Below are 17,386 nucleotides of genomic sequence, written 5' to 3'. Positions count from 1 at the left end.
TTGATATTTCTATAGAAGAGGAGGTTTTGCAACATGGATATTGGCCTAGCCATTCGTACGATCCGCAAACAGAAACAGATCACCATCATGCAAATGTGCGAGGGTACGGGGCTGTCCAAGGGGTTTATCAGCAACGTGGAAAATAACAAAACCTCACCTTCCATTGCCACACTCGAAAGTATCGCGGATTATCTGGAAGTTCCACTGCCGTACTTGCTGCTCTCACCAGAACAACGGATGAACGTGGTGCGCAAGGATGAGCGCAAGGAAACAACTGCCGGGAGCGGGCAGATTAAAGTACAGCATCTAACGGCAAAGGGTGCCATGCGGATGTCCATTGTGGAGCTGCCGGCAGGTGCATCAACGGGGGTAAACAAGCATGCTGGAGAAGAAAGTCACCTGATTCTACAGGGCAAGATTCGCGCAGAGCAGTGTGAGGATGTAGAGATTCTGGAGGCGGGGGATTCATTTAGCTGGAATGCCATCGTTCCCCATGAAGTAACCAATATTGGGGAGGAGCCCGCGGTGGTGCTGATCGCCGTGTCCAAGGAGCTGGATCTGGACCATTTGTGGAACGCATAAGCAGAGGATAATGGAATGGAGAATGAGAGAAGTAACGCTGCATTAATCATAAGGGTAGAGAATCAGCTTTGATGAATTGTATTCGGACACGATGGCGGCTGCTGAATATGTAAAAGGCCGCCCAGAGGTTTCTCGGGCGGCCAGATGGCGACGGAGTGCATCATTAGAAATGGTTGCTTCCGTCATTCATTGTTCTTTATAAATGGTCTGACTACTCCTGCTTACTGCGGATTAGTTGTCCAGATGCCTGCGGCTTTAACAAATACACGGTCCGACAGCTTGAGCGTCGCCAAAGCCAGTTCAGCTACGTCCTCCGCTTGCATCATACGGTCTTCGTCTCCAACTTTCAGTCCGGCATTGGTTGCCAGCTCCGTGTTCACCGTACTTGGCGTTAACGCAGTAACCCGGATATTGGATTTGCGTACTTCCTGCATCAGGGATTCGGTCATGCCGAGCAGGGCGAATTTGGATGCACAGTAGGCTGAACCCGTTGCGAATCCACGCTCACCAGCAGTAGAGGCGATATTAATGATGCTGCCACTGCTTTCCTTGATCATGCTTGGCAGCACAGCACGAGTTACATAGTATGTACCCATGACATTGACATGCAGGATGCGCTCCCACTCTTCCGGGTCCATATCCAGCAAGGTGCCGAAGCTTGCGATACCTGCATTGTTAATAAGGATATCCACCGCACCAAGCTCCATCTCGATAGCAGCTACGGCTGCCTCAGCCTGAGTGCGATCCGAAATATCCGCAATGGCACTGGTTACTTTTACACCATATTCCTCACTCAGCGATTGCTGGAGAGCCTCCAGATCGGAGGCCGTCCGAGCAATAAGTCCGAGATGTACACCTTCCTTGGCAAGTGCCTGAGCAATGGCACGGCCTATCCCTTTACCAGCGCCAGTAATGACAGCCGTTTTATTTTTAAGTTCCATGTGGGTAATTCCTCCTTAGAATTGGACTAGCATTTAATTATACTATATTACCCACAGTTCGAATATTTGCTTCATCATAATTTAACATTATTGCTTGATCTTGATGCTGCCTGAGGTGGTGCGAGCTTTGATGACATCACGGCTTACCATAGGGGAATCAGGGATATTCACATCACCGGAAATAGCCTGTGCGTCAAATATACCTTCAAAATCAGGCGCTGCTTGTATGGAAATATCTCCAGACTGTCCCGATACATCCATTGAACCGGAGGATGCTTGCTCGATCTTCACACTGCCGGAAGTGAATTTAACGTTTGCCGCACCGTTTAATTTCATGATTTTGGTATCCCCCGACTGCACACTGCGGGTTACATCGCCATTCATGCCATCCAGCGTGAAGCTTCCGGAAGTTTGTTTTACTTCCATAGTTCCCTCAATTGCCGTGGCTTTGATGTCCCCTGAAGCTAGATCCAGTTGAATGGTTGGTACATTTATGTCCTGAAGGTGAATGCTCCCAGACGTATTGTTAAGGTCCAAGGTTTTGGCATGCAGACCCTTCAGATCCAGATCACTGGAAGTAGAGACGATGCTGACGTCATCCAGCTGATGTCCTTCAGGCAGTGCAACCGTGATCGTTTGCTGCTGAGTATTCCAATAAAGGGTGAAAAATTGCAAACGCGAGCGCTCTTTCTGGTTTAATGTAAAGGTTCCATCCATGATCGAGGCCTGTTTAAAACCTTCAATTGTGGCCGGGTCCCACTTACCATCCACTTCAATGTAACCATTGGAATCGGGACTTACTACGAATTCAATATCTGCGCTAAAGTTAGCGTTCATTATGATGTTGTGCAGCTCATCGTTTTTGAATTCCCAACGTTTGGAGTAGGCTTCTCTCTGATCTCCGAACTGAACTCCGTATATGGAGGTTCCGAGCAATCCGATGCCGATACATAGTATCGCTAAAGCAATCCACTTTTTGGTGCTCATGGTTAGACATCTCCTTTCATCGTCTTTTGATTCCATCTTATATACTGAAGAGTGATCAGCTTAAAGGCTTTAAAAATCCATTTTGTCAAAAGGGCAAATAGAATGCCTATGCCGAATACTCCAATCGAAACGAACATCTCAGAATACTCGAAATGGTCAAGATATAAGAAATCCACTGCTGCAGCGACCGGTGCCAATACCAGCAGCGACAGACTGGCAATTGTGAGCCATACCGACCACAGCATCAATCCTAGTGGAATTGCCAGCATGATGTTCAGGAAAAAAAGTCCGATTGCCGTGAAGAAGCTGCGTGCAGCGCGATTTCCTCTTTGCTGAGGACGCATTTCTTCGAATGTTGGCGCATAGAACGGATCAGATCCTGGCGTCTGTGCATCATACCGATCACCAAGCGCTTCTTTTGCAATCTCGATCGGATGCCCCAGTTCTCTTGCAATTTCTTCTTCCGGTCTTCCTTCTCTTAATCCCATCTCAAAATGCTGTTCATAATCAGCGAGCAGTTCTGCCCGTTCCAGCGGGTCCATCGGTCTCAGATGAATCTCCATTGCCTGGATGAATTGTTGTCTATTCATTGGGGGTACCTTCCTCTATAAGATTTGCGACATTGCGCACAAAATTATTCCATTCATTCGTGAGAGTCTTCATATAATCACGACCAGTATCAGACAGTTTGTAGTATTTACGCGGTGGTCCTTCACTGGATTCTTGCAAGTAAGTCGTACAATAGCCGTCATTGACCAATCTTCGCAAAAGGGGATACAGTGCACCTTCAGCCACTTCAATATGCTGGGATACCGCTTGAGCCAGTTCGTAGCCGTAACGATCCTGGCGGTTGATCAGCACGAGTACGCATAGTTCCAGCACCCCTTTTTTGAATTGAATATTAACATTCACTTAGGTTCCTCCTTGTTGCTCTATCCAATCACTAGTGTGTATTGTTCAGTAGTCGTAAATTCATCATAGCATCCGGTACTGTTTAATGCAAGGTAGTGGTTTAAAAATAGTTCTGTGTCACGGTTTGCCGCAAATGGGACTAACTTCGTTTCTCGCTAATTCACTTATAAATCAGCATACGCAAAACCCGGATCGGTTACTTCCGTCTGAGGACGGATTCCGATCCGGGTCTACGGGATGAAGATATACAGCGATGGGGGTATCAGCTTAAATTTATTCTTGTGCGTCCAATACCGTAAGGTCTTTAACAGCAGGGCCTTCGATCACTTTACCTGCGTAATTGAAGCGTGAGCCGTGGCATGGGCAATCCCAGGAACGTTCGCCAGCATTCCATTCCACTTCACAACCCAAATGGGTGCAGGTGGTATCCACCAGAAAGAGTTTGCCAGCTGGGTTCTTGTAGGCGCCGGCCCGTTTGCCGTCATGTCGAACGACAGCTCCTTCATCGTTACCGAGTTGTCCCGTGTTCTTGTGAATAATGCCGACTTTGCCAGAGATCAGTTCCGTGGCAACATTGACATTCTCTACGAGGAAGTTTTTCACACCAGGGTCTACCTTGAACCTAGCAGGATCGAATACCGCTGCGTAAGAATTGTCGCGTCCGGTAATCCGGTCCGTAAGGATATGTCCAGCCATCGTTCCTGTGGTCATGCCCCATTTGGCAAAGCCGGTAGCCACATAGACACGTTCATGTCGTCCGGTAATGGGTCCAATATAAGGGACCTTATCGATGGAAATCAGATCCTGAGCTGACCAGCGGAATGGGATGTTGCGAATGCCGAATGTATCGGCTGCATAGCGCTCCAAATTTTCATAATGACCGACGGTACAAATGCCCTGTCCGGTTTTATGATTCTCTCCTCCAAAGAGGATGTGTTCCTTCCCTTTATGAATGACAGTACGCAGTGAACGGTAGGGTCCATCGTCAGAGATATACATGCCACCAGCGAAAGGTTTCTGAGGTTCAACCATAACAGCATAGGATCGTTCAGCGTGCAGCCTTGAAAAATAAAATCCGGGGTCGTAGACCGGGAAATGGGAGGCAACGACGACATGTTCGGCCGTTACGGATGGACCATTCTCATATGTCCGCACATGCAGTGAGGCGTCTTCCTCTACATCGGTAACCGTAGTATGTTCGAAGATGCGGACACCCTGCTTGACCGCGGATTCCAGCAGGTAATGCAAATAACGGAGCGGGTCAAAGCGGGCTTGTCCCGGCATCTTAATACCTGCTCTGGATGGGACAGGGATGGGAAGTGGATCGACCCATTCACCAGAAATATTTAGCTTGCCATAGGCGGTCAGTTCAATCTCCAGCTTTTTGAGGTTTTCCTCGGATTGAATATAGACATAGGCATCTTCCTCAGCCCACTGGCAATCGATTTTTTTCTCTTTCACCAGATCGCGCATCCATTTGGCGGCTGTAGCATTACCTTCATAATACATGCGGGCCTGTTCTTCGCCAAAATGATGCAGCAATTCATCGAATATCACGCCATGCTGTGCGGATACCTTGGCAGTGGTATGGCCGGTTGTGCCATCCAGTACTTTTCCGGCTTCAAGCACAACCACACGCATACCCGTCTGAGCCAGCAAATAGGCTGTCGTAATGCCCGCAATGCCTGCACCAATAATGGCTACATCAGCAGTTGTATTTTCTGTCAGTTTCGGATATTCATTGAATGTGTTTGTGGCTCTCCACAGGGATTCCGGAATGGAGGGCAAACCTGTCGGGGTCTGTTGATGATCATTCACTCGATTTCCTCCTTATATCTTGTTCATTAGGGCTTATGCTCAGCTCATAAATACGTCAAAACTTTACTCTTATCCATGATTACCATACTGTGCCAGAATGAAACGATTGACCCCATACTTTCCTGAGGGAAATTCACATTTTCCTATGCAAGCCCCCTGTTTTTTTTGCTAAACATGCTATATGATAGGTTTACCGAAATCGTTTTAGTAAATGGAGAGAAGAGTTAACATCCGACTAATAAATGCTTGTTTTATAAGGTTAAATCTTCGATTCATGAGGTCGGATATATTAAAATCACATCATAATTATGCCGTGTTAATGTATTCGCTATCATTTTAAATAAACCATTGAAAGCCCAAAGGAGATTCCATATCATGACTAACCAAACGAAATATCCTTTTCAGGATACAACGCTCGAACTCGATACACGTGTAAAGGACCTCGTATCCCGCCTGTCGGAAGATGAGAAAATCGAATCCATGCTGCAATACCAACCAGCAGTAGAGCGCCTGGGTATCGCAGCTTACAAACACGGCACAGAAGCAGCTCACGGTCTGGCTTGGCTGGGCGAAGCCACTTCCTTCCCACAGCCGGTAGGGCTGGCGTGTACGTGGGATGCAGACCTGATGAAAGAGATCGGCTCCGTGATCGGAGACGAGGCACGTGTATTTTACAAACGCAATCCAGCCGTGAACGGTCTGACGCTGTGGGCACCTACAGTTGATATGGAGCGTGATCCGCGTTGGGGTCGGAACGAAGAGGCTTATGGAGAAGACCCGGAACTGACTGCTGAACTGACAACGGCGCTGGTTAAGGGAATTCAGGGCGACCATCCGAAGTATTACAAGGCGGTTGCCACGTTGAAGCATTTCCTGGCAAACAATAATGAAGTGGACCGCGGTAGTGGTTCATCAAGCATTGATCCACGCAACATGCGAGAATATTACCTGAAAGCGTTCGAGAAACCGTTTAAAGAGGGTGGGGCGCAGTCCATGATGACCGCGTACAATTCTATTAACGGTACGCCAGCATTGTTGCATCCGTTCGTAAACGAGATTGTGAAGGGTGAATGGGGCATGGATGGCTTCATCGTGAGTGATGCAGGGGATGTCATGGGCATCAAGAACGATCATAAATACTATGATTCCCACACCCCTGGTACAGTAGAGTCCGTCAAAGCCGGCATTGACAGCATTACCGATGATGCGGATCTGTCGAAGCAGGCGCTGCGTGAAGGACTGGAGCAAGGCACACTTACCATGGAAGACATTGATCTGGCACTGTTTAACACATTCCGTGTACGTTTCCGCTTGGGCGAATTTGATCCGGCTGAAGGCAATCCATATGCTTCGATTGGTGAAGAAGCGATGATGACGGAGAACGCGAAGGCTTTGTCATTGAGAGCGGCGAGAGAACAGGTGGTATTGCTTAAAAATGATCAAGGCACACTGCCGCTGGATAAAACGAAATCCGGCAAAGTGGCTGTGATTGGTCAACTGGGTGGAACAGTCTATCGTGACTGGTATGCAGGTACCATGCCATATAGCGTATCCCCGTTTGAAGCGATCAGTTCCAAAGTAGGCGGCGACAAAGTTACGTTCAAGGATGGTAATGACCGTATTACATTGACTTCCGTGGCAAGCGGCAAGGTTGTTGGACTGGCTGAAGACGAGAAATCATCCATCATTGCTTCAGGAGATGCCGAGACATTTACACTGAGTGACTGGGGATTTGGCAGCTACACGCTGCAGGCGAACAGTAATGGCAAATACCTGACGACGGATGAAGAGACGGTTACGGCAACAGCGGATGAAGTATATGGCTGGTTTGTAAAGGAAGTATTCCATCTGTTGCCACAACAGGACGGAAGTGTGGGACTGACCACGTGGAACGGCAAAACCGTAACGGCACCCAATGGCGGAAACGATGTGTTCGCCGTATCCGAAGAGTTGAAATCATTCGGTGCTACGGAAACATTCAAGAAGGATATTGTGGTGAATGGATTAGAGGAAGCGGTAGCAGCTGCGAAGGAAGCGGAGACAGCGATTGTATTTGTCGGCAACAATCCGCTTGTGAACGGTAAAGAAGAGATCGACCGTCCAAGCCTGGATCTGGCAGAATCCCAGCAGCGTCTGGTTGAAGCTGTTTATGCAGCGAACCCGAATACCGTTGTAGTTATCGTGGGAAGTTACCCGTTCACATCCAACTGGGTACAGGAGAACATCCCGGCTGTATTGTATACCTCCCATGCAGGACAAGAGCTGGGCAACGCTGTAGCTGACGTATTATATGGCGATTATGCGCCAGCAGGCCGCCTGAATATGACGTGGGTGCAGTCCGCAGATCAGCTGACTGATATCAGAGACTACGATATCATTCAATCCGGACGCACGTATCAGTATTTTGAAGGGGATGTACTGTATCCGTTCGGACATGGATTGACGTATGCATTGTTTAAATACAGTAATCTGGAGTTGAATCCGTTCCAAACTGGAGCAGAAGGCACAGTTACGGTAACTGTGGATGTGACGAATACAGGAATGATCGCCAGTGATGAGGTTGTGCAATTGTACGTGCGTGCCGGACAGTCCCGGGTGAAGCGTCCGCTCAAAACGTTAAAAGGTTTCCGTCGTCTTCATATTGAAGCTGGAGCTACAGTGAAAGTCAGCTTCACGTTACCGGTTCAGGAGCTGGCAATCTGGGATGTAACCCGTGATTGTTATGTGGTTGAAAGCGGCACGTACTCCATTATGGTAGGGAAATCGTCTTCGGATATTCAGCTTGTTGCTGACCTGACGGTAGATGGAGAGATCATTCCTTCACGTAACCTTGGTGTGGCTACTCGCGCCGAGAACTACGATGCATACTTTGGTGTGGATCTGGATGAAAGCAAAGAAGGCGGAACTTCTGTCCGTGTGATTGGTGAACAAGGATGGATTGCCTTCAAAGATGCAGATCTGGGCAGTGCAGCAGCGCTTGAAGCTCGTGTATCCGCAGAACAGGCAGATGCGGTATTGGAAGTTCGACTGGGCGCACCTGACGGTGCGTTGGCAGGACGCGTGGAACTGGCACAGGGCGAGGCCCAGCATTGGTCCACGGTTAAGGCAGACCTCCAAGGTGCATCAGGTCAGCAGGATGTTTATCTGGTGTTGTCCGCAGGAGTGCGTATCAGCTATTTCAATATTCGTTAAACCTGCAGCCTATGGAAGTTGCAGCTCTAATAGCAAGTGCTCAGTTCGTTAAATAAAAACGCTAAAAAGGGATGTCCCCTTGTCATCTTCATGACTAGGGGACATCCCTTTTGTTAATAAAACAACTTTTTCCAAAAGCCTAAGTGGCGAAATATCGAATTTAGATTGAGGAGTCAGCCGTCACCCGTTCTCTTGCCGTACGAGCAGCGTCTACCATGATGCTCAATGCATCCACGACTTCGGCCTTACCACGTGTTTTCAATCCGCAGTCAGGATTCACCCAGAACAGATCGGCTGGCAGCACTTGAAGTGCGCGCTCGATCATATTCAACATCTCGTCCTTGCCTGGAACACGCGGACTATGGATATCGTATACACCGAGACCGATGCCTTTATCATACGTATTTTGCTCAAAACTGCCTACCAGTTCCCCATGGCTGCGGGATGTCTCGATCGAGATCACATCCGCATCCAGATCGCTGATGGCTTCAATAATATCATCGAACTCGCAGTAGCACATGTGAGTATGCACCTGCGTTGTTGGTTTCACGGTTGCTGTTGCCAAACGGAAGGATTCCACGGCCCATTGCAGGTACTCATCCCACTTGCTTCGTTTGAGTGGGAGTCCTTCACGCAGAGCGGGCTCATCAACCTGAATCATCTCAATGCCTGCTTGCTCCAGCGCTTCAACCTCGTCCCGAATGGCACGGGCAATCTGGTAGGACACTTCGCTGCGCGGAATATCCGAGCGGACAAAGGACCAGTTCAGAATCGTTACCGGACCTGTGAGCATGCCTTTTACCGGTTTGCTGGTCAGTGTCTGGGCATACGCCGTTTCTTTCACCGTCATCGGTTCATTGAACAGCACATCTCCGTAAATGACAGGTGGTTTCACACAGCGTGAGCCGTAGGACTGTACCCAGCCATTTTTGGTAAAAGCGAATCCAGTCAGCTTCTCACCGAAAAACTCGACCATATCGGTACGTTCGAACTCACCGTGTACCAGCACATCCAGACCAATTTCCTCCTGAATGGTAATCCACTCCTGAATTTGTTCACGCACATAGGCATCGTATTGCTCCGCATTCCATTCGCCTTTGCGGAACAGGGCGCGTGCCTTGCGCACCTCCGCCGTCTGAGGGAAGCTGCCAATCGTTGTCGTTGGCAGCAGCGGGAGCGACCATTTTTGCTGCTGCAATTCGCGCCGCTCCTGGAATGACGCGCTGCGAAGCAGCTGCTCGTCGGCGTGCACCCCTGCGGGAGCGCCACTCAGGCGTGTCCGTGACTCGGACTCGCTCAGCAGGCGCACCGCTTCGGTGCTCGCCTGGGCGTGGCGGGTGGCTTCAGCCACAGCCGCTGCTTGGTCTGCCTGCTTCGCGCCGCCAGACAACAACGTGCCGAGCGTCGCAATTTCCTCCAGCTTCTCGTCGGCAAAGGCCAGGGCATTGCGCAGTACCGGATCAAGCGCGCTCTCCTGAGCGGCAGTAACCGGTACATGCAACAGGCTGCAGGAAGGCTGAATGATCAGCTTGCCTTCGGCAGCGAATTCAGCCACCTGCGCCAGCAGCTTCGCCGTCTCTGCGAGATCGGCGCGCCAGATATTGCGCCCGTCGATGACACCGGCGCCCAACCATTTATCCTGCGGGAAGCCATGCTCCCGCAGGCTGGCCAGATTGCCTTCATAGCCGTGGACCAGGTCCAGGCCGATTCCGGCTACAGGCAGTGCTGTCACGATCGGATATGCTTCCACCGATTCGAAGTACGTCTGAAGCAGCAGCTTCAATTCCGGTGCGGCTTGTGCCAAGGCAGCATACACCTGTTGCAGCAAGGCTTCATCTTCGGAAGAGACAGCCAGCGTCAGAGCAGGCTCGTCGATCTGTACCCACTGTACGCCCTCGGCTTGAAGCTCGGCCAGAAGCTGGGCGTACACCGGAACGAGGCGTGTGACAATCTCCGCGAAGCGTTCCGCGTCATAGCCTTTGGCGAACCGTACATACGAGTACGGACCGACAACGACCGGTTTACCTTCCAGCCCAAGCTCCTGCTTCGCTTCGCGGTAGGCGGCAAGGGGTTTATTTTCAAGCAAAGCAAATGCAGTATCATTATGAATCTCCGGTACGATGTAGTGATAGTTGGTGTTCAGCCACTTGGTCATCTCACAGGCTGTTGCCTGGTCATTACCCCGGGCCATGGCGTAATAGGTAGATACGGACACCGGTCCGCCAGTATGGTTGAAGCGCTCAGGAACGACGCCAAACATTGCGGATACGTCGAGAATATGATCATAGTAGGAGAAGTCGCCCACAGGAATCAGATCGAGCTGCTGTGCCTGCTGTTTCTTCAGATCCTGCAACCGAAGCGTGGTCAGTTCCTGATGAAGCGTGGATTCATCGATTCGGCCAGCCCAGAAGGACTCCAGTGCTTTTTTCCATTCACGTCCCGCACCGATGCGAGGGTAACCGAGGTTGCCTGTCAGAACTTGTGCCTGTTGTTGCTGTGATTGCGACATGTAAAATTCCTCCTCATTTATAATGGTGAACTCATCATTCAGGTTGAAGCTATGTTGTGTATTTCATTTGAAAGCATCAAAAAAAGGCGTTCCTTCCAATGTCATACCCTGAGAAACAGGCATCATGAATGACGTCTGTGAACAAAGATAGAATGGGAAAGAACACCTGCTATAAGTTATTTTAGCGGTTGCTCTAACACCTCCCTATCTTCCGTAGGTCATGCGATGCTGTCGAAACAGGCAGGTCTCCTGGCTTACGGATCATGGTCTTGTACATGTCCTTCCCGGTGGATACACCAGTGGATTGTTTATGTACAGACTCCCCGTTTACAGTGGCGGGACCGCGACGGACTTACACCGTGCTTCCCTTTTAAGCCTGACCACGCCTGTAGCGCGGTCGGCACCTGTTTCCGTGTGCAGAAATGTGCGTGCACATCTCCGGCTATGAAATTGGTGACCAAGCATAGATGATAGATTATATAATGATGCAATCGTCGTATACTTGCTTGTATGCTACCAATCATAGACGATAACCTACTAGCTTGCAACAAATATTACTAATCCGATCGGAAATAAAATTGAACCGTATGAAACCTTGGTTTAGTGACAGATTTGTCTCCTCAAAATGAAGCTTCAAAATGAACTACATATCCAGCACATGTTGTGCTGGATTCAACCCAATAAAAAAATCGTTACCATGCATCCATCTGCATAGTAACGATTGTCTGGCAAGCCATCGTTGCGGCTACATCAATGATGCGCTGATTGCGACTACCGCGATAAGGAAGAGATACATCACGCTCAGCTGCAATATAAGGTCCATCAATAATAACGTCGCATAGGCGGGATAGTTCTGCTCGCACAGGGTCGGCAACAAGCTCCTCATATACAAATCCCGTATAGGCCCATACCGTCAGTTCAGGCCGCACCGCACGAAGCTGTTGAACCCAAGATGCACACTCTGCGGCAGAGAAAAAAGGATCACCTCCGCATAACGTAACCCCTTCCAGCAAGGGATGCGCGGTCACTTCCTGCAAAATCTGCTGCTGCCGTTCCTCCGTGAAGGGTTCACCCGCACGGAAGCTCCAGGAGTCCGGGCTGAAGCAGCCCGGACAGGCATGTCGGCATCCGCTAATGAACAACACGGCCCGCAGGCCCGTTCCCTCATTCACCGATTCGGCGATATAGCCATATAGATTCACTGATGTTTCACCCGATCCCGTACTTCAGCTTGCTTTGCCGTATTGAAGCGTACTTTGTAATCTCCGGTCAGGTATCCCGTCACCCGGCGTAGTCTCTGGAAATGCACCTGATTTTCATGAGCTTCACATCCGGGACATACCTCTCCGATTACGCCTTCATAACCACAGGCCGGACAACGGTCAATCGGGTGATTAATGGAGAAATAACCGATATCCTGGGCCAGCGCGTATTGCACGATTCGTTGGAAAGCCGTGGTGTTGGCCCGTACATTCCCGTCGAGTTCGACATAAGAGATTGCCCCGGCATTACATAGCTTGTGGAAAGGAGCTTCCAATTCAATTTTGCGATAGGCAGGAAGGGTATGATAGACCGGAATGTGAAATGAATTGGTGTAATATTCCCTGTCGTTGACCCCCATGATGCTGCCGTATCGCTCACGATCAAGCTTGGTGAATTTGCCGGATAGGCCCTCGGCGGGTGTAGCGAATAAGGTGATATTCAAGTTATGCAACTCACTCATCCGGTCGCAGAACTCTCTCATCGTACGAATGATATTCAAGGCTTCTCGATGTACATGAAGGTCTTGCCCATGGTGACGACCATATAGGGCGGTCATACATTCAGCAAGCCCGATAAAACCAAGGGATAACGTACCATGCTTCAACAGGTCAGCCACCGGTTCATCCGGAGCCAATTGTTCTCCACCTTCCCACACCCCTTCCCGCATCATAAAGTCCGATGCTTTGGCAGGCTGGTTAGTCTGAATTCGATAACGGTGCAGCAGTCCATTCGTAGCATTGCGCATGACGGATTCCAAAGCCATATAGAAGCCGGCCCGGTCAGCGATGGCTCTTGTTCCCTGGCAGATCCCATATCGTATGCCGAGCTTGACCAGATTGATGGTGTTAAAGGACAAGTTCCCTTTACCGCTCTGACGATTGCGTCCGAAGCGATCAGCCAGTGTGCGTGTACGACATCCCATTGTGGCAATGATCGTGTCGGGATCTTCCGGTCGATAATAGGGAAGGTTGAAGGAAGCATCCACATTGACAAAATTCGGATACATACGCCGGGAGGAACAGGTCACAGCGAGCCGGAACAGATCGTAATTTGGATCTCCCTCAGATTGGTTAATGCCTTGTTTGCACTGGAAAATATGCTGTGGGAACACGGGCGTTTCCCCGTTACCGAGTCCACGAATGGTCGCTTGCAGCAGCGACCGGGAGACAAGCCGACCTTCGGCTGAAGTGCACAGTCCGTAATTCAGCGAAGTAAACGGAATCTGTCCGCCAGCACGACTGCTCATGGTGTTCAGATTATGGATTAGCGATTCCGCAGCCTGTTCGGTCTCCAGTTCCGTTTCTTCACAGGCAAAGGCAAAGGCTCGTGGACATTTCTCCTTCGCTTCATCACTATTCAGATGTAGCTGTTCATCCTCAATCCGGTCATTTTCCCCAAACAGCCGTTGTGCTTTCCGGTAATGCTTGCGGAACGATCGCTTCACATAAGGTGCGAGATCCCAGTCGATTTTATTGGCCGATACGCCGCCATACTGGCTGTTCTGCTGGGATTGAAAAATTATGGCGACCAGCGCCATGGCAGACATGATCGTCTGTGGTGTACGAACCGAACCGTTGCCTGTGTTAAAGCCGGAGGCCAGCAACCGGTCAAACGGGATGAAGATACAGTTGGTCGTTCCAAGGGCATACTGATCCAGATCGTGTACATACAGATCACCATTCTCCACAGCTAGAGCAAGGTCATCTGGCAGCACATGACGCAGAGCATGCCACTTGGCCGTCTCCGAACCGAGCCTGCTCATCTTGCCGCTGAACGAGTCTCCGTTCAGATTGGCATTCTCCCTCAGCGTATCAGCGTCTTCTGCACCGATAATTCGTCTTCCCAGGTCAGATAGCAGATCAGGCGCCGGTGGAGAGGCATACTCAAGCATGTTCATAACAGATTCCTCCTAAAAAATGAGATTGTATAGGGATAATGTAAATTCATTGAACACTATATGTAGAGTTTCTTTATCCATTTATAAACTATATCTTGTTATTTGGGTGTGATGATCGTCACATAAGTGGGGCGCGTTGAACGTGGCGATTTTCTATTCTGGTATGATAAAGGTTTCCAAAGCCGGAGGGTAAGCGTATAATTTCCTATTACCGTGTAAGTATAGTTGACGAAGCTAGAAATAAGGACAGAAAACCTGCCAGGGAAGCGGTTGCTTAACTTTACTGTCATCGAATCATACCGTCCATAGCAGATTCCCGTCCGTGGAATAAATTGGATTCGGGTATGTTTCCCTTTGATTCCTACAGTGTTAATCATATATGAATAGGTTGTGACAGCTGTTTCGGAACATATGAACCCTCGTTAATCGATTGAATCATCATGTGGAATACGGATTTGAAATGCAGCTAAAACAAGAGGGGTGAGTCATGGGAACGGTAAGCATTACAAGAGGCTTCTATGAAAATATCCAGGAAGCCGCGTCCCATATTGTTGACGTGTTAAGCGGCATATTAAAGGTGAACACTATCTTTGTTGCCACGAATGATGGCGTGACCAATGTTATTATGGAGGCTTTTAACCGAGAGGAACAGTTGATTGCCAAAGGCAGTGCACTTCCATTTGAAGCTTCATATTGCAGCCTGGTATTGAGAGATAAGGAAGGCAGTATGGTTATCACGGATACATGCGAACATCCACTTACGGAATCGATGAACGTAACGAGCGAACTGGGCAATCGTTTCTTTGTGGGCATTCCGATTCTGCGGAGGTCAGGCGAAGCGTTCGGCACCATATGTCTGATGGACAATCCCGATTATGTGATTAGTGAAACGGATATGAAGACGCTGAAAGCTATGGCTGTTTTCCTGGGGTATGTCGTGGATCTGGAAGATACACTGCAGGTCCAGGAGCAGAAGCTGAGTGATTCGGAGCAACTACAGGAGCAGCTGCAGGCAGAGAAGGAACGTGCGGAATCCGAGGCAATGACCAAGACACAGATGCTGTCGCTGATGAGCCACGAGATTCGTAATCCGCTGAACGGCATTTTGGGATTGACGGACCTGATGCGTACACCGGATATGTCGGACGAGCAGACAGAGTATGTGAATATGATTGAGACCAGCGGTAACATTCTGCTCTCACTGCTAAATAACATGATGAGTTTTAACGTCAACGATGCAGGCAAAACAGTTGTACACGATGATCCATTTGATCTGGTAACCACGATCGAGAATACCGTTTATCTCTATGCGGGACTTGCGCTGAGCAAGAACATTGAGCTGGGATTGAACCTTAATCTGAATGTATCTCAGGTTTACGTCGGGGATGAAATCAAGATCGGACAACTATTGGCCCATGTCATTCAGTATGCCATAGATTCAACACGGACAGGATCAGTGTTGGTTACAGCAACTGTGGATGGTGGAGATGCAGAGGAAACGGGGACGCTTCGACTTCATGTGAAGTATACCGGTCGCATGCTGTCTTCGGACAAAAAGCTTAGATCATTTAACAATTTGGACGGAAATATAAGTACACAGAAGCTGGTGGGAACCAATCTCGGTTTGGCGGTCAGCCAGAACCTTGCCATCCTTATGAACGGCCGTATTCAGGTGCGCGGCCTGGGAGACAAGGAAACAGAATTCGAGATCTGCCTGCCGCTCCGCAAACATTGGGAACTGCCTCAGCTTGCCAATATTCAGCACCGACTGAGGGGTAAAAAGGTGTTGCTTGCGAAGGATCCTGACATTTTGCAAGGGGCCTCCTCCCTGATGCGAAGATGGAAGATGGATGTGCATATGACCTCGGTTACAACCGAGGCGTACAACTGGATTGAGGAGGGTTTTAAGCCTGATGTAGCCGTTGTGGATATGGGACTGCTGGAGGGCGGCGCTGTGGATTTTGTACACAAGCTAAAGCTCCTGGTTACCGATTCACCGATCATTGTGCTGATTCCGTATGGTATGCATATCGATCCCCATGAAGCGGAAGTCTTCGATGCGGTCCTGACCAAGCCGGTGAAGCAGGCTGAATTGTTGAATGCGTTAAGCATCATTGTGCATTAAGAAAATGAAAAAAGTATATTAAATTAGGCGCACCTGTTAGGGGTGCGCTTTATTTGTTATTCGGAAGGAAGACGATCCTCGAACAAGCAGCTCCGAGTCGACTTTAAATACACGTTTGTCCTGAAATTCATTTGTATTCATCATGTCAATCATCTTCTCCATCAGAATGGCCCCCATCGTATACTTGGGCTGGTTCACCGAACTTAGCGTAGGATGAATGTATTTGCTGATTCGATTGTTGTCCACACCTACGATAGCCAATTGCTCGGGAATACGTATTCCGTATTCTGTGCATGCCTTATATACGCCGAGGGCCATTTCATCATTGGCCGCATATACCGCGGAGAAGGACAGGCCTTTGTTAAACAGTCTTTTGATGGCCTCGTACCCGCCTTCCTCGTTGAAGTTCCCATTCTCGATCAGTTCGGGACGAAATGGAATTTGATGATTGCGCAAGGCTTTCAAATAGCCTTCAAGCCGCTCATAGCTGTCGATTGCTTCGGGGTAACCGTTCAAGAACACGATATTTTGATGTCCGGCCTCAACCAGATGCTGAACAACTTCCTGGGAAAATTTCACGTTGTCAGTATATATACAAGGAATCTGATCATGTTCAATATATTTGCCAACGATGCCAATACGGTACCCCTTGTCCGCGAGATTGAATAATTCCTCATCCGCCAGCATGGGAGTGATAATGATGACACCGTCAATCGTCCGGTCCAGCAGCAAATTAAGATAATCGACTTCTCGCTCTTTCAGGTTATGGGCATCACATATGATGACTTTGTAATGGCGGGCGTAGGCGATGTTCTCAATGCCTTTGATTATTTCCGCATAGTAGGAATTGTTGATATCCGGAACGATGACGCCAATCGTCATGGTTCTCTGTGAACGAAGATTCTTGGCTGCTGCGTTGGGGTGGTATCCCAATTGCTCGATGGCGCGCATCACCTTATCTTTGGTTTTGGTGCTAACCTTGCTGTGCTGATTAATAACTCGTGATACGGTTGCCGGGGATACACCTGCGATGGCAGCGACATCAATGATTTTGACATCCATATGGTTCACAACTCCAAATAAGTGATTGACAATTCATTCAAATTCATTATAATTCCAATTGAAAACGATTACAAGATATAACCGATTGAAGCAATAAT

General features: G+C 49.1%; 12 protein-coding genes and 1 riboswitch. Of the genes, 3 read left to right on the top strand and 9 right to left on the bottom strand.

The window, feature by feature from the left end; all coding sequences use genetic code 11:
* The first annotated feature begins 33 nt into the window (after positions 1-33).
* Positions 34-582: a helix-turn-helix domain-containing protein gene (locus P364_RS0125305; protein ID WP_024632833.1), complete on the top strand. Its 549-nt coding sequence runs from the start codon at positions 34-36 to the stop codon at positions 580-582.
* Between the two features lie 221 nt (positions 583-803).
* On the opposite strand, the gene P364_RS0125295 is transcribed toward P364_RS0125305, so the two are convergent.
* From P364_RS0125295 to P364_RS0125275, 5 genes are all read right to left on the bottom strand, one after another.
* On the bottom strand, positions 804-1,523 hold the full coding sequence (locus P364_RS0125295) for a 3-ketoacyl-ACP reductase (RefSeq protein WP_024632832.1): 720 nt from the start codon (positions 1,521-1,523) through the stop codon (positions 804-806).
* Positions 1,524-1,610: 87 nt separating this feature from the next.
* Complete coding sequence (locus P364_RS0125290) at positions 1,611-2,510, bottom strand: DUF4097 family beta strand repeat-containing protein (RefSeq protein WP_024632831.1); 900 nt, start codon at positions 2,508-2,510, stop codon at positions 1,611-1,613.
* A 2-nt stretch (positions 2,511-2,512) separates the two neighbouring features.
* On the bottom strand, positions 2,513-3,100 hold the full coding sequence (locus P364_RS0125285) for an HAAS signaling domain-containing protein (RefSeq protein ID WP_024632830.1): 588 nt from the start codon (positions 3,098-3,100) through the stop codon (positions 2,513-2,515).
* Entirely contained in the window at positions 3,093-3,422 is a 330-nt protein-coding gene (locus P364_RS0125280; protein ID WP_024632829.1) for a PadR family transcriptional regulator, read from the bottom strand. Before P364_RS0125280 ends, P364_RS0125285 begins: the two co-directional genes overlap by 8 nt.
* Before the next feature lie 273 nt (positions 3,423-3,695).
* Positions 3,696-5,240, bottom strand: coding sequence for an FAD-dependent oxidoreductase (locus P364_RS0125275; RefSeq protein ID WP_024632828.1), 1,545 nt, complete (start codon positions 5,238-5,240; stop codon positions 3,696-3,698).
* Positions 5,241-5,615: 375 nt separating this feature from the next.
* Here P364_RS0125275 and P364_RS0125270 point away from each other — a divergent pair, with 375 nt between their 5' ends.
* Complete coding sequence (locus P364_RS0125270; RefSeq protein WP_024632827.1) at positions 5,616-8,432, top strand: glycoside hydrolase family 3 C-terminal domain-containing protein; 2,817 nt, start codon at positions 5,616-5,618, stop codon at positions 8,430-8,432.
* 160 nt (positions 8,433-8,592) lie between these two features.
* Here the strand turns inward: P364_RS0125270 and metE are convergent, their stop codons facing one another.
* The 3 genes from metE to P364_RS0125255 form a co-directional block, all read right to left on the bottom strand.
* The gene (gene metE, locus P364_RS0125265; RefSeq protein WP_024632826.1) at positions 8,593-10,941 is read right to left on the bottom strand and encodes a 5-methyltetrahydropteroyltriglutamate--homocysteine S-methyltransferase; all 2,349 of its coding nucleotides are present in this window, start codon (positions 10,939-10,941) and stop codon (positions 8,593-8,595) included.
* 222 nt (positions 10,942-11,163) lie between these two features.
* A riboswitch (cobalamin riboswitch) is annotated at positions 11,164-11,364 on the bottom strand.
* A 269-nt stretch (positions 11,365-11,633) separates the two neighbouring features.
* Positions 11,634-12,143, bottom strand: coding sequence for an anaerobic ribonucleoside-triphosphate reductase activating protein (gene nrdG, locus P364_RS0125260; protein ID WP_024632825.1), 510 nt, complete (start codon positions 12,141-12,143; stop codon positions 11,634-11,636).
* Positions 12,140-14,101 carry an anaerobic ribonucleoside triphosphate reductase gene (locus tag P364_RS0125255; RefSeq protein WP_024632824.1) on the bottom strand — a complete coding sequence of 654 codons (1,962 nt, stop codon included), beginning with the start codon at positions 14,099-14,101 and terminating at the stop codon, positions 12,140-12,142. Before P364_RS0125255 ends, nrdG begins: the two co-directional genes overlap by 4 nt.
* Positions 14,102-14,588: 487 nt before the next feature.
* Here P364_RS0125255 and P364_RS0125250 point away from each other — a divergent pair, with 487 nt between their 5' ends.
* Positions 14,589-16,226 carry a histidine kinase dimerization/phospho-acceptor domain-containing protein gene (locus P364_RS0125250; protein ID WP_024632823.1) on the top strand — a complete coding sequence of 546 codons (1,638 nt, stop codon included), beginning with the start codon at positions 14,589-14,591 and terminating at the stop codon, positions 16,224-16,226.
* A gap of 36 nt (positions 16,227-16,262) precedes the next feature.
* On the opposite strand, the gene P364_RS0125245 is transcribed toward P364_RS0125250, so the two are convergent.
* Positions 16,263-17,288 (bottom strand): LacI family DNA-binding transcriptional regulator, encoded by a 1,026-nt coding sequence (locus P364_RS0125245; RefSeq protein ID WP_024632822.1) that lies wholly within the window; start codon positions 17,286-17,288, stop codon positions 16,263-16,265.
* Positions 17,289-17,386 lie beyond the last annotated feature (98 nt).

This window comes from Paenibacillus sp. MAEPY2, assembly GCF_000499205.1.
GTDB classification, from domain to species: domain Bacteria; phylum Bacillota; class Bacilli; order Paenibacillales; family Paenibacillaceae; genus Paenibacillus; species Paenibacillus vandeheii.
Note: the sequence above shows the minus strand (reverse complement) of the source record. Positions and strands in the feature narration are given on the sequence as shown.

Bases quoted from the DNA above. Each gene is read 5' to 3' on its own strand.
- P364_RS0125305 (WP_024632833.1), top strand. From the start codon at position 34: ATGGATATTGGCCTAGCCATTCGTACGATCCGCAAACAGAAACAGATC.
- P364_RS0125295 (WP_024632832.1), bottom strand. From the start codon at position 1,523: ATGGAACTTAAAAATAAAACGGCTGTCATTACTGGCGCTGGTAAAGGG.
- P364_RS0125290 (WP_024632831.1), bottom strand. From the start codon at position 2,510: ATGAGCACCAAAAAGTGGATTGCTTTAGCGATACTATGTATCGGCATC.
- P364_RS0125285 (WP_024632830.1), bottom strand. From the start codon at position 3,100: ATGAATAGACAACAATTCATCCAGGCAATGGAGATTCATCTGAGACCG.
- P364_RS0125270 (WP_024632827.1), top strand. From the start codon at position 5,616: ATGACTAACCAAACGAAATATCCTTTTCAGGATACAACGCTCGAACTC.
- metE (WP_024632826.1), bottom strand. From the start codon at position 10,941: ATGTCGCAATCACAGCAACAACAGGCACAAGTTCTGACAGGCAACCTC.
- P364_RS0125255 (WP_024632824.1), bottom strand. From the start codon at position 14,101: ATGAACATGCTTGAGTATGCCTCTCCACCGGCGCCTGATCTGCTATCT.
- P364_RS0125250 (WP_024632823.1), top strand. From the start codon at position 14,589: ATGGGAACGGTAAGCATTACAAGAGGCTTCTATGAAAATATCCAGGAA.
- P364_RS0125245 (WP_024632822.1), bottom strand. From the start codon at position 17,288: ATGGATGTCAAAATCATTGATGTCGCTGCCATCGCAGGTGTATCCCCG.